An 18,707-nucleotide genomic window follows, 5' to 3' on the forward strand; every position below is an offset into this window, starting at 1 on the left:
TTTATCCGAAAAGTAAAATATCTTCATTATATACACTGGAAAATGAAAAACTGTCTAAATAAAGCTTTTTAACTTATAATATTTTTTCTTTTACGTTTGTTAAGCAGAATCCTACATTTAAATAATGACTAGCTCAAATTCCCAGCCTTTATCTTATCGTCTTTTGAAAATCATTAGTCGCCAGCCTATACGAGTATCACGCTTTATTGCTCGTATACTTGCAGGTCTGGTGAATACTTTAAAACTGTCGAATACCTCAAAAACAATAAATCTGAATCTGGAGATTGCTTTTCCATATCTGCTGACCGAAAAGCGTAATCAGATTATTCGTCAGGCTATACGCAATGAAATACAGTCATACTTTGAATTTTTTAGTATTTGGGGCTCAAGTACAGAGAAGAATATTTCAAGAATTCATAAAATTGTAGGCGAGCATTATTTTCATCAGGCGGTGGCAGCCAAAAAAGGATTAGTCCTGATCGTTCCGCACTTTGGCACATGGGAGATTATGAACTCTTGGTGTTCGCAATATACATCAATGACCATTCTCTATAAACCGGTCAAAGACCCGTATGCAGATCAGTTCGTCCGCGAAGCGCGCAGCCGTGAGCAGGCCAATCTGGTTCCTACAGATGAAACTGGTGTTCGCCAGATTTTTAAGGCGCTTAAACAGGGAGGCACAACTGTTATCTTGCCTGACCATACACCAAATGTGGGTGGTGATCTGGTGGAATACTTTGGTGTACCCTTAGCCTCAAGCAGCCTGAGCGCCAAGCTGATTCAAAAAACTAAGTCCAGTACTTTGCTTCTTTACGCCATCCGTAATGAACAGGATGGCTTTAATATGTTTATTGAACCAATTGATGAGAAAATTTATGAAGGCAGCGCTGTAGAAGGTACCCAAGTTATTCATCATGTGATCGAAGATTTGATTACACGCTATCCCGAACATTACCACTGGAGCTATAAACGTTTTAAGGCTCACCCAGAATTACGCTCCATTTATACGCTTGATAAAGCTGAAGCACTACAAAAAGTGGATCAGCTGCGGCAGCACAACAAAAATCTTACTTAATCTTTAACCATTTCCACTGCTCTCTATAGAGCGTGTAATTTATTTGTTCATCAGCTTCTTGATAAAATTCAATATTACCGGTTTGGGCAGTTAAAAGAAGTGGAATATCAAGTGCCTTTAGACGTACCTTAACTTCTTTGGTCGGGTGACCATAACGGTTATTCTGTCCTGCTGAGGCAATTGCCAGCTTAGGATGCAAATATTTTAGAAAACTGTAAGCAGAACTGTGCTTACTGCCATGGTGACCCAATACTAGTACGTCGACTTGAAGTTCGGGATACTTTTTCATGAGTTCATATTCAGTTGGCCAGCCAGCATCTCCCATAATCAAGAAATTCCGGTAAGGCTGGGCCTGGTTTAATTGCACATATAACACACATGAATATTCATTCGGATTGGCTTCTACCATTGATGGGTAAGTATTTAAGCCAGGTGATAGTACCTGGACCTTAAAATTCTGATAAGACCAGCTTTGTCCTTCCCGGCATGGTGATGACTGTTTTATATTCCATGTTTCAGGTAACTGGGTATTGGCTATTACTTCATCGATTTTAATTTTTTGGCTTAATGGTAAGAGTGCCCCGCTATGATCCTGATCCAGATGAGTTAATAGCACCCGATCTAAGCGAGCTATCCCTTGGGAAAATAAAAATGGTGCAAGAATTTGCTGGCCTATACTGAATTTGGTTTCATCATAGTAACCGCCTGTATCTAACATTATTTTTTGCTGACTACTCTGAAGTAGAATGGCTTGGCCCTGCCCTACATCTAAAACGGTTAACTTAAAATCCGAGTCTGGTGCCCTACTCGTAAAAACTGGTACAAAACATAACAGCGCCCAAGCTTTAGGAATAACAGATCGAGGCAGATATAAAATAATCAGGCCGATACTGAGGCTCACAATAAGCAACGGTGTAAATGCAATTCCCTGTAATTGGGGATTAAACAGATGGTCCAGTATTTCTAATATCCACAAGCCTAAATTCAAGCCTAAATCGCTACAATGAAATAAAAGCAGGCCCAAAGGAGAAATGATATAGGAAAGACATGCAGCCAGTATATCTAGCGGCACTACGACAGCACCTAATAATGGAATGACAAGAATATTGGTCAATGGCGCAATCCAGCTTACCTGTTTGAAAAAAATCAGTACTAACGGAAAGAGAGCAATAAAAATTTTCCCTTGTGATTCAATCAGTAACTTTCCAGCAGTTAAAACTCTTTGCTTCCAGTTAAAAGCCGGTTGGGCAGGCTGCCGATCTATACTTTCATAAATGCGCAACAGAATAAAACAGGCCCCGAAAGAAAGCCAGAAAGCTGCCGAGAGAACACTAAAAGGATCTATCCATAATAGTAAACTGGCACTTGCCAGCAATAAGCTTAATGCCTGGATTTTTTGTCTTAATAAAAGCAGGCTACTCCCTAGCAGAGTAATGAGCAGTGTTCGTAGTGCCGGAATCTCGAAACCGACAAAAGCGCTGTAAAGTAATACACAAAAACAGAAAGGAAAAACCAGCAGATAAGGGCGAGGCAAGCTTAAATAGAGTTTTGGACCATACAGCCGTATCAGGGTTTGCAATACCCAGCTGACCAGAGCTGCGAAAATTAATACGTGTGGGCCAGAAATTGCCAGCAGGTGACTGATTCCCAGCCGCTGAAATTGTTCTTCTGTTTCAGAGGAAAGTAAGCTTTTATCACCTGTAAGAAGTGCTAAAATCAGGCCTTTATTTTTCAGTGTGCTATTTTGAATAAAAGTACGAAAATGATAGCGCTGCCGCTCCATCAGTAATAGAAGACCATTGATCCAACCCTGTTGATTATTCAGATATTGATTAAAACCAAGCCGGTAAACTGCCTCATGGTCCAATTTCTCTATTTTCCAGATTTTTACACTGGCCATGATATTCTGCTGAATAAACCATTTTTCCTGATCAAATACTCCCGGCATGGCATAGCCATGAGCAGGTATGACTTCCCCATAAATCCGGTAATATTCTCCTAACTCAAATTTTATAGGTTGCTCAGGTATATTTTTAAATGTGAGCCACCATTGAACAGGCTGTTTTTTCTGGTCAAGTACTTCCACTTTTTGCCTGATCTGCTTCTCAGAACGCTCATCAATATGTCGGATATAAACAATTGCCTCAATATTTCTTGTTTCTGTTTCCCTGTTATCTAGACGTTGTTCTAGCGCATGGTCAGCGTAGCGATAACCCAATGTGCCTGTCAGGATGCCTAAGGCTAGAATAAAAACTGCTCTAGATAACCATGGAATCGGATGGTGCGACTCCAGCTTACTATATTGATACCAATATAATAGCCCTGAACCTACGCTGAAGATCATCAGTCCAGGTAACAGAAAAACAGGTAAGTTAAAAGTTTTCCCCATGACCGAGATTCCAGCAATCCAGGCCAATAAAATAGTTTTCCACATGATTTTTATATTTATAACTTATTAAAATAATTAAAGCCCATACTGATGGGCTTTAACAAGGTTAATGATCAGATTATCTCCGACTTACGCGTTCACCCATAAGCCATCCTGCATATGCAGAATTGAATCGGCAGCTTGGGCCAGCTGCTCATCATGAGTTACAATCAGCATTGCCATGTTCAATTCCTGACGCAGTTCACTTAATAACTCAAAGATACCTACAGCAGTTTTACGGTCCAGGTTACCTGTCGGCTCATCAGCCAGCATTAAAGCAGGTTTGGTTACCAATGCCCGCGCCAAAGCTACACGCTGACGCTCACCACCAGATAATTCGCCTGGTTTATGCGTTATCCGGTGTGACAGGCCGACCCGTTCCAGCAAGTATTCTGCTTGCTGTTTGGCTTCTTTAAACTGTGTATTTTTGCGCAGCATCAGGGGCATTGCTACATTTTCAAAAGCAGTAAACTCTGGCAGTAAATGATGAAATTGGTAGACAAACCCAAGATACTGGTTACGCATAAAACCACGTTCAGCTTCACCTAAATTGTCAAAGCGCTGTCCATTTAGAAACACCTCACCCTCAGTTGGCCGGTCTAGCCCCCCTAAAACATGTAGTAAGGTACTTTTACCAGAGCCACTGGCTCCAACAATCGATGTAAACTCACCCGCCTTGATCTCTAAAGATAAGCCTTTAATCACCTCTACGGTTGATTTCCCATCCGTGAAATGCTTATAGATATTACGGGCTTCAAGTACTGTATTATTCATAACGTAAAGCCTCGGCAGGTTGAATTTTAGCTGCACGCAGTGCCGGATAAATAGTTGCCAGAAAGCTTAAAATCAGAGACAGACTGACGATGACTACAACATCCTGCCATCTGAGATAAGAAGGCAAATAATTAATAAAGTAGGCATCAAACAGGTGCAGGCCAAAAGCATTATTTAGCCATGAAATAAAGCTGCTGATACTTGAGGCAAAAATAATTCCTAAAATTGCGCCTGATACTGTCCCGATGACTCCAATTACTGTTCCCTGTACCATGAATATACGGGTAATTGTAGCGGGTGATGCACCTAGTGTTCTTAAAATAGCGATATCAGATTTTTTATCGGTCACTACCATGACCAGAGAAGAAACAATATTAAATGCAGCAACCAGAACGATTAGAAACAGGAGCAGGCTTACCATCGCTTTTTCCATCTGGATGGCACTAAACAGGTTCCCATGAGTATAGGTCCAGTCCGAAGCATAGAAATTCCCTGGTAATTCACGGGCAATCGAGCTAGCTACCTGAGGTGCACTGAAGATATCATCCAGCTTCAGACGTACACCCTGAGCACCATCCGGCAAACGTAACAAAGTCGAAGCATCATTTAAGGCAATATAGCCCATCATGGAATCTACTTCAGCTCCAATACTGAAAATGCCCACAATTTTGAAACGTTTAAAGCGAGGCACAACCCCTGCCGGTGAAGGTGTGGCTTCAGGCAATACTAAAGTGACACTGTCATTCAGCCCGAGGCCGAGTGCATCTGTCATCTGTTTCCCCAGCACAATACCAAATTCACCTTTTTTCAGGCTATCAATGCTTCCCTCAACCATATGATCCTGAATAATAGAAACCTTTTTTTCATATTGAGGTTCTATTCCAGTTACCATCAGACCTGCAACTTGGCCTTGTGCAGTTAGCATCCCCTGTAACTGGGTAAATGGTGCTGCGCCAGTAACATGTTCGTGGCTCTCGACTTTTTTTGCAAGTTCGGGCCAATCTGTTAAAATCTGGGTTGAAGAAACTGTGGCCTGAGGTATCATGCCCAAAACACGGTTTTTTAACTCTCGGTCAAAACCATTCATGACAGACAGAACTGTAATAAGAACTGCTACACCCAAGGTCAGGCCGATCATGGAAACTAAAGCAATAAAAGAAATAAAGTGATTACTACGCCGTGCGCGAGTGTATCTCAACCCTATATACAGCGAGATTGGTTTAAACATACCATCTAGTCCGAGGTAATTCATTATGGAAACATTACAGCATCAGGGTGCTTCGAACGAACGTCGCGTGATGTCCCGCATTGATGCTGCTTTAAGGATTAATTATCAGATTATCTCTGATGATGTTGCTCTTAACGATCCTTACGACCCTAATTTTGTATTGCCGCGTTATTTTCTACTACTTGCAGAATTAGATCAATTTGATCATGCTATTAACTACGAATTAGAACAATTAAATCAAAAAGATCAACAAATTGCTCGAATACTATCCTTATTTAACCAGAAAATGAATCTGATTACAGGGTCTCTTTATGACGCTATCGTCCAGACCATGCTACCTGTGCCTGAACAGGTTAATATTTCAGAAAGTGGTATCAGCTTTTATACAAATCAACAGCTTAAAGATGGAAGCTATATTCATTTAACATTAAGTCATCCTGATAATTTCTTTCATGTAGCAACAATTGCCCAAGTGGTTTATAGCAAGCCTAAGGATGAAACAGGCTTCCGGACAGGAGCTTATTTTGTGACACTGCATCCTCAAGATCGTGCCAAGCTTGCTGAATGTATTAATTCTACTCAAGGTGTAGCAAGCTAGATTAAAGTTCTAATTACTTTTAATTTTCTGGGCAAGTTCACGACTTGCCTTAATATCACGATAAAAGTAAAGAAAAAGTCCTGATAACAGTACAGTAGCGCCCACAAAAATCATGACTGTCAGTTTTTCATGATTTAATACTGAACCAATGAGAATAGCCAGCATCGGTGTCATGACGTTGGTTAAAGACAGAGTAGTTGCCTGAATGTTCTGGACCAGTTTGAAATAACAGAACATTGCAACCAGAGATGCCATAATCACCGTATAGAATAAAGCCATCAACGATTTGGTATCTGGAATATGGCTCGGTGCATACTGCCAGATGAAAGGAAGCAGCAGCATACAACCGAGCACGGACACGATAATCGAACCAGTCGCCTGTGCCATTGGTTCAACCTGCGCATTTACTTTCTTTACCCAGAAAATAGATAAAGCATAATTAAAAACACTCAGCAACATCAGGAGAATGCCTACAGGATGAACCTGCTGGCCTGTATTTCCTCCCAGACAAATAATCGAGAGCCCTGCTACTGCGATCCCCATTCCCAGCCATTGCATACTATATAAATGCTGCTTAAATAAAAAACGGCCAATTAAACCTGCCATAATTGGTGCCAGCCCAAACATCAATGCAATAATGCCTGAACTGAGATAACCTGTCGCTGCATAGGTAAAAATTTGCGAACCAATCAAGCTAAAGGAACCCGCGATATAACTGTGCAGCGCTACTTTATGAATGGGAAGCTTTACTCTGAGCAAGAGCAGCAAAAGAGCTGCTAGTGGTAAAGCTATAAAAAAACGAATCACCATTGCCCACATGACATGCAGATCATGGACGCTCCAGACGATTGCCAGTGGAGTAGTAGCCCAGATGAATACCAGAATAGTGTAGGTAAACACAATATTGCCGCGAGAGACCGGCACCTTCTGATTCATGAGGCTGTCTTACGCTTCTGCTTTAATATGGTCTGATCCAGGCTACTGGCAAACTCACGTTTATCTCGGTCTGAAATAGGTGGTGGGCCACCTGTCTGAACCCCAGCTCCGCGCAAGGTATCCATAAAGTCCCGTAAATGCAACCGCGCTTTAATATTAGCTGTAGTGAAAATCTCTCCACGAGGGTGAATAGCGATACCCCCCTTTTCGATGACCTGTGCGGCCAATGGAATATCTTGTGTTACCACAATGTCATTATTTTGCATCCGGTTGACAATTTCCTGATCGGCTTGGTCAGCCCCACCCATGACCTGAATCGAATTAATACGTACTGATGGAGTAATCCCGACATTCTGGTTTGCCACAAAAGTTACTTCAAGCTGGTAACGATCTGAAGCCCGCATAATCACATCACGTAAAATACGCGGTAGAGCATCCGCATCAATCCATAATTTAAAGGGCAGCACCTGAAAACTCCGTAAGTATAAGATTCTCAGTTTAACAAAGTTCAGTTATTTTTTAGGAACAATCTTTATAAATTATCCTTTATTGCCATATTCTTCACCCTACTGATTGCAAGTCTTTAACAGGCATTAAAACGTACCAGATCTCTGGTCTTTATTTACAGTTTAGTTTCAGATAAATTAGTTTTGCTCCAAATGCTGAATTTAGAAGTAAAAGAGCGTAATGATGGGCTTGAAAAATACAAGTTACCCTCGATTTAATAGATATACTCACGCGATCCCTAATAGTGCATATGAATAATCAGAACAGCCCGGAAATTATCCTGATCGATGATCAGAATTTTGGTAGTCACGTTGAACACTGGAATTTATTAACTGACCAGCCTGAAACTGAAGTCCCTAAATGGTTAGGTATGTCACTTGACTCACCGATGATGCCTATGGGTTTATGTCAGAATGAGCAGGAAATGGATGCCTCTGTCTGGCTGATTCAAGGTCCGGATAAATCACCTGTTCGTCTAGCACAAATTATTGCAGTAGAAAATAATAAGCCAAAAGCACTCAAGACTGCATTTCCTGTATTTGATAGTCCTTATCGCTATAATGCAAAAATAGAGCGTATTATTAGTTGTAAATCAGGTACTCAGGCAGTTCTGCGTCTGCAACTTGGTAATAATCCGAATACTGTAGTGTATGCATTTGACAGTTTATACAGTGTTAATCATCAGTGTTATGAAAAAGGTCAAAGCTATCAGGTTCAGCTTAATGCTTGGGCATATGAACTTGAAGCTGTTTCTGCTCATGAAGAACTGGTAGTCGATGACCCGGCATCGATTCGTCAGCACCGGGCATTAAATGATATTTTACAGCAACATAATGGTGTTGCCCCAGCCAATCTTCAGGAATTGATTGATGCATGGGAACCAAAGTCTGAAGAAGATACTGCGCCTGTAACAGTTGATTTTTCTAAAATGGTGGCTTATCTGTATGGAGAGACAATCGGTCAAGAAGATGAAGCCTGGTTTCAAGGGAATATTGTAGGCAAGACCAGTATGCAGTTTATGGACCAGGATTATACTGTTTATGATGTAACGCTTATTTTAGAAGAAAACACACCAGCTACTCTTATCCGGATCGCGACTCGCAATAAAAAGTACGAAAACTTTAAAATTGGCCAATATATTCGAGGCAATATCTGGATTCAGGCGAATATTTATGCTAAAACTAGCAGCAATTGATAGGATTTAAAAAATAATAGCATTATTTAGGTTCCTTGATGAAAATTATTCCAGAACAGACGACTACACGAATTGTTGAACATAGCTGTCTACGTATTAAAGTTGATATGGGAGCCTTATGTTTCTTTCTTCTCGGTATGTTTATTTCTGCCATTATTATTCATCAACTGGGCATAATCCAATTCTAAAATTTTTATTCATTAATAAAAAACCCTCTAATTTATAGAGGGTTCTTTATTAATTATATGTATCAGTTTAAGCATTGCGTTTGGCAAAGTCATCCATAAAATCAACTAATGCCTGAACACCTTCTAATGGTACAGCATTATAAATGCTTGCACGCATACCACCTACTGAACGGTGACCGGCCAGATTTAATAGATGGTTTTCTTCAGCTTCTTTCAAGAAAAGTTTTTCCAGTTCCGGATTTGCCAGAGTAAACGGAACATTCATGAGTGAACGATTTGCTTCTGCAATTGGATTCGCATAAAAATCACTGGCATCAATATAACCATACAGCAGTTTAGCTTTTTCCAGATTAATTTTATGAATTGCTTCTACACCGCCCTGCTCCAGCAGCCACTCAAATACCAATCCAGATAAATACCAGGCATAGGTTGAAGGTGTATTTACCATAGAGCCGTCTTTAGCTTGCGCTGAATACTTCAAAAGACTTGGAATTTCAGGTTTAGCCTGATCGAGCAGGTCATCACGTATAATAACCAGAGTCAGACCAGCAGGACCAATATTCTTCTGTGCACCCGCATAGATCAGTCCAAATTTGGAAACGTCCAGCGGCGCAGATAAAATACTTGAAGAAAAATCAGAAACCAGTGGCGCATCTACCTCAGGAACACTTGCAAACTGTAATCCACCAATAGTTTCATTATCTGCATAATGCACATAAGCTGCATCTTTAGATAGGTTCCAGTGAGCCTGTTCACTAATCGCCAGTTTGCCATTCACCGTTGTGCCAGCTTGTATTACATTAATATCGCCATAACGCTGTGCTTCTTTATAGGCTTTTTCAGACCAGATACCTGTAGAAATATAGTCGGCCTTATTATTTTTACCCAGTAGATTTAGCGGAATAGCAGAAAACTGTAGGGAGGCACCACCTTGTAAAAATAAAACTTTATAGTTTTGAGGAATGTTCATGAGTTTACGCAGGTCTGCTTCTGCCTTTTCGGCAACAGCGACATAATCTTTACTTCGATGGCTCATCTCCATGATGGAAACGCCTTTACCCTGCCAATTCAACAGTTCCTGTTGAGCTTTTTCTAAAACAGCAGTAGGTAATGCAGCAGGACCAGCACAGAAATTATACGCGCGCATGATTTTTCCCTTCAAGAAATTAAAAAAATAAAATCAAGGCATTTAATCACATATTGGCAAATGATGCAGTAAATTCTCGAACCGATATTTCAATACTTACTTAAAGATAGAACAGTTTATTCAATAAAAATAGGATGTTAGTTTAATTAGGAACTTATATAATAATTCAACCTTTCTAAAGTTTATTTAAAAAATCATAGAGAACTATTTATCAATACATTTGTAGATTAAATACTAAAAAGATTATTTGCTTTTAGCCCAATTCTCTGCAATTTTATATAATATTAAAATAAGATTTACCTGTTAAATTTTATTTTAAACTATAATATAAAGGATAAAGACAAACTTTAGTCTTAAAAGACAACTTCAACAGAAACAATGTAGTAATAGAAATATTGATATAAAAGATTAAACTACCTAGAAATTTTGAAAAGCTGTTTAATATATGCAGATTTTAAGAAAATTAATATTCAGATCTTCTGATTTAAAACTAGTTCCTCACTATTTTTATAAAATAGGTTTTATTACAACTTTCCTATTATATACAGGAACTGGCTTTGCACAGACGTTTAGTTATGAACAAGCTGAACAATATATCCTTCAAAACTCTTATAGTTCACAGGCAAGCATGGCTTTGCAGCAGGCTTCACAGTTAGAAGCTGAAGCCACTAAAGGTTTAGGCTTACCCCGCATTGATTTAAATGTACGGGCCTATACCTTTCATAATGAAATTGATCTTCCCCTCAAATCTGTAAAAAATAACCTTGAACAAACTCTTTCACAGGGTGTGAATGAGCGTATCGACCAATGGCAAGGAGAAAATGGTTTACCTACAGATATTACTGACCCATTGCGTAACGGTATAGGACAAGTTATTCATGGGGGCATTGGCCTTATACCGGATACCGCAAATGTTGTGCTTGAAGATGAAGTGGTACGCCCAACTATATCATTGATGATGCCTTTATATACGGGCGGTCTTACCCAAAGCGCCAAACAAATTGCTAATATTCAGGCACAGCGTAGTCAGCTTGATAGCCGGCAACAACAAGATATACAACGCTTTGAAATCATTCAGGCATATTTTAATACTCAGTTACAGCAAGAATTGAATAGCATTAGCCGTACTAATCGTGATGCAATGCAAAATCATTATAATAATGCCCTCAAGCTGGAACGTGCCGGGTTTATCAGTAAAGGGCAGCGCATGCAATTTGAAGTTGCCCGCAATAATGCCGAACGTGCCCTGCAAAATAGTCAAGCCAATCTTGAGGCCAGCCGTTTTCAATTACAGAATTTACTTAAGCAGCAAACTGTAGACAGTCTTAATACGCCTTTGTTTATAAATTCACAGCAGTCACCGGTTCTGGCTCAACTTATGGCGACTTATCCTGAACAATCCACTCTCATTCGCAAAATGCAGACTGATACACTATTAGCTGAAGAAAATGTGCGTGCTCAAAATGCTGCAAAAAAACCCAGTATCTTTGCTTTTGGTGAATACAGTTTAGACGAACAGCAAAATTGGATCATAGGTATGGCTGCCCGTTATAATCTGTTTTCGGGTATAGATAAACAGAAAAAAGTGCAAGCAGCGGAACTACAACGTTACGCCGCTGGTCTTGCTACCGAACGCACCAAACAGGAAATCGAGAATATTCTGTTCAAATCTTATAGTGAATTAACCTCTGCGCAAAACAGTCATCGACTGTTACAGCAAAACATGCGTGCTGCTCAAGAAAATCTTCGTATACAGGAATTATCATTTAAAGAAGATATGGGAACAGCCACCCAAGTCATTGATGCCCAAAACAGTTTAAATATTTTAAAAGGTGAAATGGCTTTAAATGCTTATAAATATATTATTTCACTGGCAAGTCTGTTACAGGGTCATGGCTCAATTGAACAGTTTAAAAGCTATATTCATCAACCTGATACAGTCTATATTCGCTAAGGTCGACAGGATATGAGTATGAATGAAGAAAAAAAACTACCTGCACAAAATACTGCATCTTCTCAAGATAATATTCATGAGCCAGCCGAGCCGAGTCAAACTGAGCCAGATTCTGCTGATACCGAACAGAAGCTTGCAACAAGACAACGGCAGCCTCAGCATAAAAGAGCCTGGCTTAAACTTGCAATTATTATATTGGTTATTATTTTACTGGCTACCATTGCATTTGGATTATGGAAAAGTTATCAGCCACAGGATATTGAAATTCAAGGCCGGGTTGAAGCAGAAACAATTTATGTCAGCACCAAGGTCCCTAGCCGTATTGAAGAAATTTATGTACGGGAGGGCCAGAAAGTAAATAAAAACCAGCCACTGGTTCGTCTGTTTAGTCCCGAAGTAGACGCAAAAAAGCAGCAGGCCTTAGCAGCACTGCAGTCTGCTCTTGCTTTACAGTCAACTGCTGAACGTGGCTCTCAAGAAGAAAATATCGCAACCTTATATGCTAACTGGCAAAGTGTTAAAGCTCAGGAGCAGCTGGCTCGAACGACTTATAAGCGTGGTGAAAACCTGTATAAGGAAGGAGTAATTTCAAGGCAGCGTCGTGACGAGTTGTATGCTGCTCAAGTTTCTGCACAGGAGCTGACTGAAGCAGCCTATCAGCAATATGCGCGTGCCAAACGCGGCAGTACTGAACAGCAGCGCTCTTCAGCAGATGCACAGGTCGATATAGCCAAAGCAGCGGTAAGTGAAGCAGAAGCTTTAGAGGCAGAGACCAAATTATACGCACCTGTTAGTGGTACAGTGTCTAAAACTTATGGTAAGCCAAGTGAACTCGTTGCGATTGGCGTGCCTGTAGTCAGCCTGATTCAGGATGACAGTTTATGGGTAAGCCTGAACATCCGTGAAGATCAGTATACACAGATTTATAAAGCCCAAAAACTGGAAGGTTTTATTCCGGCACTTAACCGGCGGGCAACTTTCAATATTGAGAATATTGATGCAGAAGGTGAGTTTGCCACTATTAAAACTACCCGGCAAACTGGTGGTTATGATATTCGCAGTTTTAAAGTACACCTGACACCTGCCCAGCAGATTCCTGATTTAAAAGTTGGCATGAGTGTTCTTTTTAAGATTAAAGAGGACCACTAGTGTTGTATGGAATCTGTCGTGAACTGAAATATCTACTCACTCACCGCTGGGATTTATGTCTGGTCACAGTGGCGCCACTATTTATTATCATTTTATTCAGCAGCATGTTCTATCAGGGTAAGCCTGAGCATTTGCCTATTGCAATTATTGATCAGGATCAGAGCCAGCTCAGCCAAAATATTGATAAATATCTGTCTCATAATAGTGTGCTAGAAATTGCAATTATTTCACCTAATCAAGATGAAGTTGAACGCCTGCTGAACCAGACAAAAATTTGGGGATATGTGATTATTCCGGAAGGCGCAGAGCAGCGCCTGGTTCAGGCACAGGATAGCGGGATTGCAATAGCATTCAACCAGAGTTATTTCAGTATTGGAAATACTATTTCTTCTGCCATGCTGATTGGTACATTAGAAGCAATCGCAGATTTTATGGGCAGAAGCTATCTGGCCAATCAACTGCCCTATCTTGAGGCTCCTACTCCCCATGTAAAGATTTCACCTTTATATAATCCGGGACTGAGCTACGAATTTTATCTGGAACCTTTTATGGTGCCGGCCATTTTACACTTGTTGCTGTGTTGCTGTGTTGCATTTGCAGTCGGCCAAGAACTCAAAAACCGGAGTGTTAAAAGCTGGGTACATCATCAAACGATTTTTAGTGCACTTATTTCTAAAAACATAACCTATGTAATTATTTTTACAGCTTGGACTTGGTTGTGGATGTTTTGGCTTGCTGGTATCCGTGGCTGGTTTATAGCTGGACATTTATGGTTAATTTTACTTGGCCAAATCCTGTTATATAGTGCTTACGCTTTGATTAGCAGTACTGTGGTACTTGCTACGCAAAATCTAGCAAAGTCATTTGGTTTTATTGCAGTTTATGGCGGGTCTTCCTTAAGCTTTGCTGGCGTTACCTTGCCTTTAAATAATGCCCCACTTTTTACAAAATTCTGGGCAAATATTATTCCTTATACCCCTTATGCCAAACTACAGACAGAACAATGGGTAGTCGGTAGCCCGCTTACTGTGTCATGGCTTCCTGCACTGATACTTGCGGTCTATTGTGCCTTCTATGCAGTAATCAGCTATCTGCTTTTGAAAAAATATTTAAAAGGAGCGGCCCTATGAAGCAGTTCCTGTATTTTTATTTAAAAACATTTAAGGATATTGCCAGTAATAGCTCAATTTTAACTACCCTCATTCTTTCTGTGTTTTTCTATAGTTTTTTCTATCCGACTGCTTATAAAGCTCAGACAGCAGAAGCTTTACCCATTGTTATCGTAGATGAAGAACAAAGTCTGGTTACTTCCAGTATTATTACTGAAGTTGCAAAAAGTCCAAACGTCAAAATCCAGGCAATAACCGGAAATTTCGCTGAAGCGAAATTAATGATCCAGAAACAGCAGGCAGATGGAATATTATTGCTGCCGGATCAGCTCTCCAATAGTATACGCCGCGGCGAGGTAGGAGGTATCGGACTATATTTAAGTGCAGCTTATTTTCTAAAAACCAAGCAGATTGGTTTAGGCCTTGCAACTTCTGTCGAAAATGCTATTGCTCAACAGGCTGAAAAATTTGGTGAAATTGCACATTTTTCTCCTGCTGTACCTATACATCAGATTCCTTTATTTAACACTCTCTCTGGCTATGGAAGCTATATTTTTCCAGCGATTGCGCCATTAATTATCCATCAAACTATTGTTCTGGGTTTAAGCATGTTAATTGCAGGCTATCGAGAAAAACTGTGGCGCCCAGTAAAATCCGAAGTATCTGGTCTATTTTTTGCCATTTTAACGATTGGTTGTCTAGGCTGTTTATATCTGTTCGGTTTTACATTCTGGTTTTATGACTATCCGCGTGGTGGTAATTTTTGGGGAATGCTGCTCGGCGTTCCTATTTTTATTAGTAGTGTTATTGGCCTAGCTATATTGGTGGCTTCTTATTTAGACATGCCAGAACGTGCTGGCCATATTATTGTTTTCACTTCAATCCCATTATTTTTACTCTCTGGTACCGCATGGCCGCACGCGGCTATGCCGGAATGGATGCAATGGCTAGGAGTCGCTTTACCCTCTACACAAGGCATTCAGATGTTTATTCAGCTTAACCAGATGGGTGTGCCGACCAGCTTGGTGCTTCCCAAAATGATTTATCTGGCTGCCTTTGCAGCCGTCTGTCTGGTTTGGGGAAATTATCGTTTAAGTTATAAATAATCACCTAATAAAAAGGACGCCGAAGCGTCCTTTTTAACTATCAGGCTTTAATCTTCTTGAGGTTCCTGATGTTCTGTTTCAGTTTTCTCAACTTCCAGTTGCTCAGTACTTTCAACTGTTTCGAAAGCTTCTACTTCATCTTCTTCAACGGCTTCAATAGAAACCACACCAACCAGTGTTTCTCCTTCGCCTAGACGAATCAGACGCACGCCCTGAGCATTACGCCCAGTTTGGGCTACTTCTGCTGCACGCGTACGGACCAGCGTCCCCCCATCAGAAATCAGCATCAGCTCTTTGGTTTCGTCAATTGCAACCGCACCCACCAGTTCACCATTACGTTCAGAGGTCTTAATTGCAATAACCCCTTTACCGCCACGTTTTTTGGTTGGGAAATCATCTACAGGGGTACGTTTGCCATAACCATTTGCAGATGCGCACAGTACTTCTCCAGTTTCTGGTACAACCACCAGTGAAACTATACGGCTGACTACATTTGAATCTGAAGAGTCTTCATCTTCCGAGTCAGTATCAGTATCTTCCGTATCCTCTGCCTGGGCAGCCAGTGCGACACGCATGCCACGCACACCTTTAGCTGAACGGCCCATGGCACGTACATCAGTTTCTGCAAAACGGATAGCCTTACCTTCGTTAGAGAACAGCATAATTTGCTGTTCACCATCAGTAATAGTCACACCAATCAGGGTATCTTCTTCATTGAGTTCAATTGCTCGTAAACCATTCGAGCGCACATTACTGAACTGCTCAAGCTCAACACGTTTTACTGTACCGGAAGCTGTGGCCATAAATACATAATAGTTTTTACGGACACTTTCGGCCTGCTGGGCAAACTCGATAATGATCTCATCATCCAAATCTGTTACAGCCAGCTCTACACATAACTGTTTTAGCTGGGTACGCAGTTCAGCTGAGAGCTCGTCAGCATTATCATCAAGCGTTGCCAATGCTGTCTCAAGTTCTGGCAAATGCACGGAAATGACCGGATTATCCTGAAGTTTTACAGTATTCGTTTTTACAAAGTTTTTAAAGGCTGCCAAGCGTTCAGTAAATTTCTTCGGCGCATCAATGACAGGTAAAATGGCAGTAATGGTCTCATTTGCATCGAGCGGCAACAAGTTAATCATTGGACGACCACGCGAACCACGTGATGCCTGCGGTACTTCAAAAACTCTCAGACGATAAACCTTACCAACATTGGTAAAGCACAGTACGGTGGCATGATTTGAAGTCACAATCAGATGCTGAATGAAATCATCTTCTTTCATTGAGGTAGCTGACTTACCCCGTCCACCACGACGCTGAGCTGCATAATCAGACAATGGCTGAGTCTTGGCATAGCCAGACTGGGAGACCGTCAATACAACCTGTTCCTCAGGTATCAGGTCTTCACGTGAAAAATCGACCCGTGATTCTACAATTTCTGTGCGCCGTGCGTCACCATACTGTTGCAATACTAAAGCCAGCTCTTCTTTAATTACAGCCATTAACAGGTTGAAATCATTTAGAATCGCGGTCAGTTCAGTAATCTGCCCCAGAATTTCTGAATATTCAGCATGTAATTTATCTTGTTCCAAACCGGTTAAACGGTTCAGGCGAAGTTCAAGAATAGCTGCAACCTGTGTTGGAGACAGGCGATAAATGTCGCGATCCAGTCCGAATGGACGACTCGGATCTTCACCTTCAATTTCATCTGGACGAATTGAAACCGAACCTGCTCTTTCAAGCATTGCTCCAACCCCACCTGCGGCCCAATCTGCGGCAAGCAAACGCTCACGTGCTTCTGCCGGATTCGCAGAAGTTTTAATCGCATCGATAATATCGTCGATATTCGCCAATGCGACAGTCAGGCCTTCCAAGATGTGACCACGTTCACGTGCCTTACGTAGCTCATACATGGTACGACGCGTGACCACTTCCTGACGGTGGCGAATAAACGCTGCAATAATATCTTTCAGGTTCATCAGTTTTGGCTGGCCATTGTCCAGACAAACCATGTTAATGCTAAAAGAATTTTCGAGCTGAGTATTTAAAAACAGGTTATTTACGACAACTTCAGCATTTTCGCCACGTTTTAAATCAATCGCGATACGCATACCGTCTTTATCGGATTCATCACGCAGCTCAGAAATACCTTCCAGCTTTTTCTCTTTAACCAGCTCAGCAATACGTTCGATTACTCTTGCCTTGTTAACCTGATAAGGAATCTCGGTAAATACAATGGTGGTACGGCCAGTTTTTTCATCTTCTTCAAAATGATATTTACCACGTATATGCAAGCGCCCCTTACCTGTACGGTAAGCGTCTACAATACCTGACTTACCATAGATAATGCCACCTGTAGGGAAGTCTGGACCAGAGATATACTCCATTAACCCTTCAACACTGATATTGGTATTGTCTGCATAGGCCAGACAGGCATTTACCACCTCAGTCATGTTGTGTGGCGCCATATTGGTCGCCATACCGACTGCAATACCGGCTGCACCATTAATCAACAGGTTAGGAATACGGGTTGGCATGACCTGAGGAATACGCTCAGAACCATCGTAGTTGTCTTCCCAGTCAACGGTATCTTTTTCAAGATCAGCCAGAATCTCATGGGTGAGTTTGCGCATACGTACTTCGGTATAACGCATTGCGGCGGCACTATCGCCATCGACAGAACCGAAGTTACCCTGGCCATCAACCAGTTGATAGCGCAGACTGAAATCCTGCGCCATACGTACGATAGTTTCATAAACGGCAGAATCACCATGCGGGTGATATTTACCGATAACATCACCGACCACACGGGCAGACTTTTTATAAGCTTTATTGTAGTCGTTACCCAGCTCGTGCATAGCATATAGCACACGACGATGAACAGGTTTCAGACCATCTCTCACATCTGGCAAGGCACGCGATACAATCACGCTCATTGCATAATCTAGATACGAGTGCTTGAGTTCATCCTCAATGGCAATCGGGCGGATTTCCGATACGCTCATGCATACTCCTCTTCATACCGGCGGCCTAAAAACCACAGATATTTATATATTAATCTTGCGAAAAATTAGCCTAAAAAAACTTCAGGCCAAAATTAAAAATTAGCGAATGAGTATAGCATAAAACTGCTTGGTTTTGTTTGTTTGAACATCGAGTTCTATTGAGTTATTTCAGCTATTTACTGTTCAAATAAGGAGCGTTTTGCAAGATGGCTTGACGCTATTTTATTTTTTATAGTTGGCTCAAAATTTCCAAGTTAAATTTACTTTATTTTTCATTTTTTTATTAGGCTTAGCAATTCTTGTATTTA

General features: G+C 41.0%; 15 protein-coding genes. 8 read left to right on the top strand and 7 right to left on the bottom strand.

Features of this window, described 5'->3' with window-relative positions:
* The first annotated feature begins 124 nt into the window (after positions 1-124).
* The gene (locus B3X18_RS04035) at positions 125-1,075 is read left to right on the top strand and encodes a lysophospholipid acyltransferase family protein (protein WP_034675450.1); all 951 of its coding nucleotides are present in this window, start codon (positions 125-127) and stop codon (positions 1,073-1,075) included.
* On the opposite strand, the gene B3X18_RS04040 is transcribed toward B3X18_RS04035, so the two are convergent.
* The 3 genes from B3X18_RS04040 to B3X18_RS04050 all read right to left on the bottom strand — a co-directional run bounded on the left by B3X18_RS04040 (position 1,068) and on the right by B3X18_RS04050 (position 5,505).
* The gene (locus tag B3X18_RS04040) at positions 1,068-3,509 is read right to left on the bottom strand and encodes a DNA internalization-related competence protein ComEC/Rec2 (RefSeq protein ID WP_026443956.1); all 2,442 of its coding nucleotides are present in this window, start codon (positions 3,507-3,509) and stop codon (positions 1,068-1,070) included. The genes B3X18_RS04035 and B3X18_RS04040 overlap by 8 nt on opposite strands.
* A gap of 84 nt (positions 3,510-3,593) precedes the next feature.
* Complete coding sequence (lolD, locus tag B3X18_RS04045; protein ID WP_005019272.1) at positions 3,594-4,277, bottom strand: lipoprotein-releasing ABC transporter ATP-binding protein LolD; 684 nt, start codon at positions 4,275-4,277, stop codon at positions 3,594-3,596.
* On the bottom strand, positions 4,270-5,505 hold the full coding sequence (locus tag B3X18_RS04050; protein WP_005019271.1) for a lipoprotein-releasing ABC transporter permease subunit: 1,236 nt from the start codon (positions 5,503-5,505) through the stop codon (positions 4,270-4,272). Before B3X18_RS04050 ends, lolD begins: the two co-directional genes overlap by 8 nt.
* Positions 5,506-5,530: 25 nt before the next feature.
* Here B3X18_RS04050 and B3X18_RS04055 point away from each other — a divergent pair, with 25 nt between their 5' ends.
* Positions 5,531-6,103, top strand: coding sequence for a PilZ domain-containing protein (locus B3X18_RS04055; protein WP_005019270.1), 573 nt, complete (start codon positions 5,531-5,533; stop codon positions 6,101-6,103).
* Between the two features lie 9 nt (positions 6,104-6,112).
* On the opposite strand, the gene B3X18_RS04060 is transcribed toward B3X18_RS04055, so the two are convergent.
* Positions 6,113-7,039 (bottom strand): DMT family transporter, encoded by a 927-nt coding sequence (locus tag B3X18_RS04060; RefSeq protein ID WP_005027088.1) that lies wholly within the window; start codon positions 7,037-7,039, stop codon positions 6,113-6,115.
* On the bottom strand, positions 7,036-7,506 hold the full coding sequence (locus B3X18_RS04065; RefSeq protein ID WP_005019268.1) for a YaiI/YqxD family protein: 471 nt from the start codon (positions 7,504-7,506) through the stop codon (positions 7,036-7,038). The genes B3X18_RS04060 and B3X18_RS04065 overlap by 4 nt, the downstream gene beginning before the upstream one ends.
* 290 nt (positions 7,507-7,796) lie before the next feature.
* Between B3X18_RS04065 and B3X18_RS04070 the strand changes: the two genes are divergently transcribed.
* Positions 7,797-8,741 (top strand): hypothetical protein, encoded by a 945-nt coding sequence (locus B3X18_RS04070; protein ID WP_034670391.1) that lies wholly within the window; start codon positions 7,797-7,799, stop codon positions 8,739-8,741.
* Positions 8,742-8,779: 38 nt separating this feature from the next.
* Positions 8,780-8,929 (top strand): hypothetical protein, encoded by a 150-nt coding sequence (locus tag B3X18_RS04075; protein WP_171070506.1) that lies wholly within the window; start codon positions 8,780-8,782, stop codon positions 8,927-8,929.
* Between the two features lie 67 nt (positions 8,930-8,996).
* On the opposite strand, the gene serC is transcribed toward B3X18_RS04075, so the two are convergent.
* Positions 8,997-10,076: a 3-phosphoserine/phosphohydroxythreonine transaminase gene (gene serC, locus B3X18_RS04080; RefSeq protein WP_005027094.1), complete on the bottom strand. Its 1,080-nt coding sequence runs from the start codon at positions 10,074-10,076 to the stop codon at positions 8,997-8,999.
* A gap of 445 nt (positions 10,077-10,521) precedes the next feature.
* Here serC and B3X18_RS04085 point away from each other — a divergent pair, with 445 nt between their 5' ends.
* From B3X18_RS04085 to B3X18_RS04100, 4 genes are read left to right on the top strand one after another with little or no spacing between them, the layout of a single operon-like run.
* Positions 10,522-12,030, top strand: coding sequence for a TolC family protein (locus B3X18_RS04085; RefSeq protein WP_005027096.1), 1,509 nt, complete (start codon positions 10,522-10,524; stop codon positions 12,028-12,030).
* 18 nt (positions 12,031-12,048) lie between these two features.
* Positions 12,049-13,179 carry an HlyD family secretion protein gene (locus tag B3X18_RS04090; RefSeq protein ID WP_005027098.1) on the top strand — a complete coding sequence of 377 codons (1,131 nt, stop codon included), beginning with the start codon at positions 12,049-12,051 and terminating at the stop codon, positions 13,177-13,179.
* Positions 13,179-14,309 (top strand): ABC transporter permease, encoded by a 1,131-nt coding sequence (locus B3X18_RS04095; protein WP_005027099.1) that lies wholly within the window; start codon positions 13,179-13,181, stop codon positions 14,307-14,309. Before B3X18_RS04090 ends, B3X18_RS04095 begins: the two co-directional genes overlap by 1 nt.
* Positions 14,306-15,394: an ABC transporter permease gene (locus B3X18_RS04100; RefSeq protein WP_026443957.1), complete on the top strand. Its 1,089-nt coding sequence runs from the start codon at positions 14,306-14,308 to the stop codon at positions 15,392-15,394. The genes B3X18_RS04095 and B3X18_RS04100 overlap by 4 nt, the downstream gene beginning before the upstream one ends.
* A gap of 47 nt (positions 15,395-15,441) precedes the next feature.
* Here B3X18_RS04100 and gyrA read toward each other — a convergent pair whose 3' ends face one another.
* Positions 15,442-18,399: a DNA gyrase subunit A gene (gyrA, locus tag B3X18_RS04105; protein WP_010699842.1), complete on the bottom strand. Its 2,958-nt coding sequence runs from the start codon at positions 18,397-18,399 to the stop codon at positions 15,442-15,444.
* Between the last annotated feature and the right edge of the window lie 308 nt (positions 18,400-18,707).

This window comes from Acinetobacter sp. UBA6571, from assembly GCF_002434085.1.
Classification (GTDB): Bacteria; Pseudomonadota; Gammaproteobacteria; order Pseudomonadales; family Moraxellaceae; genus Acinetobacter; species Acinetobacter radioresistens.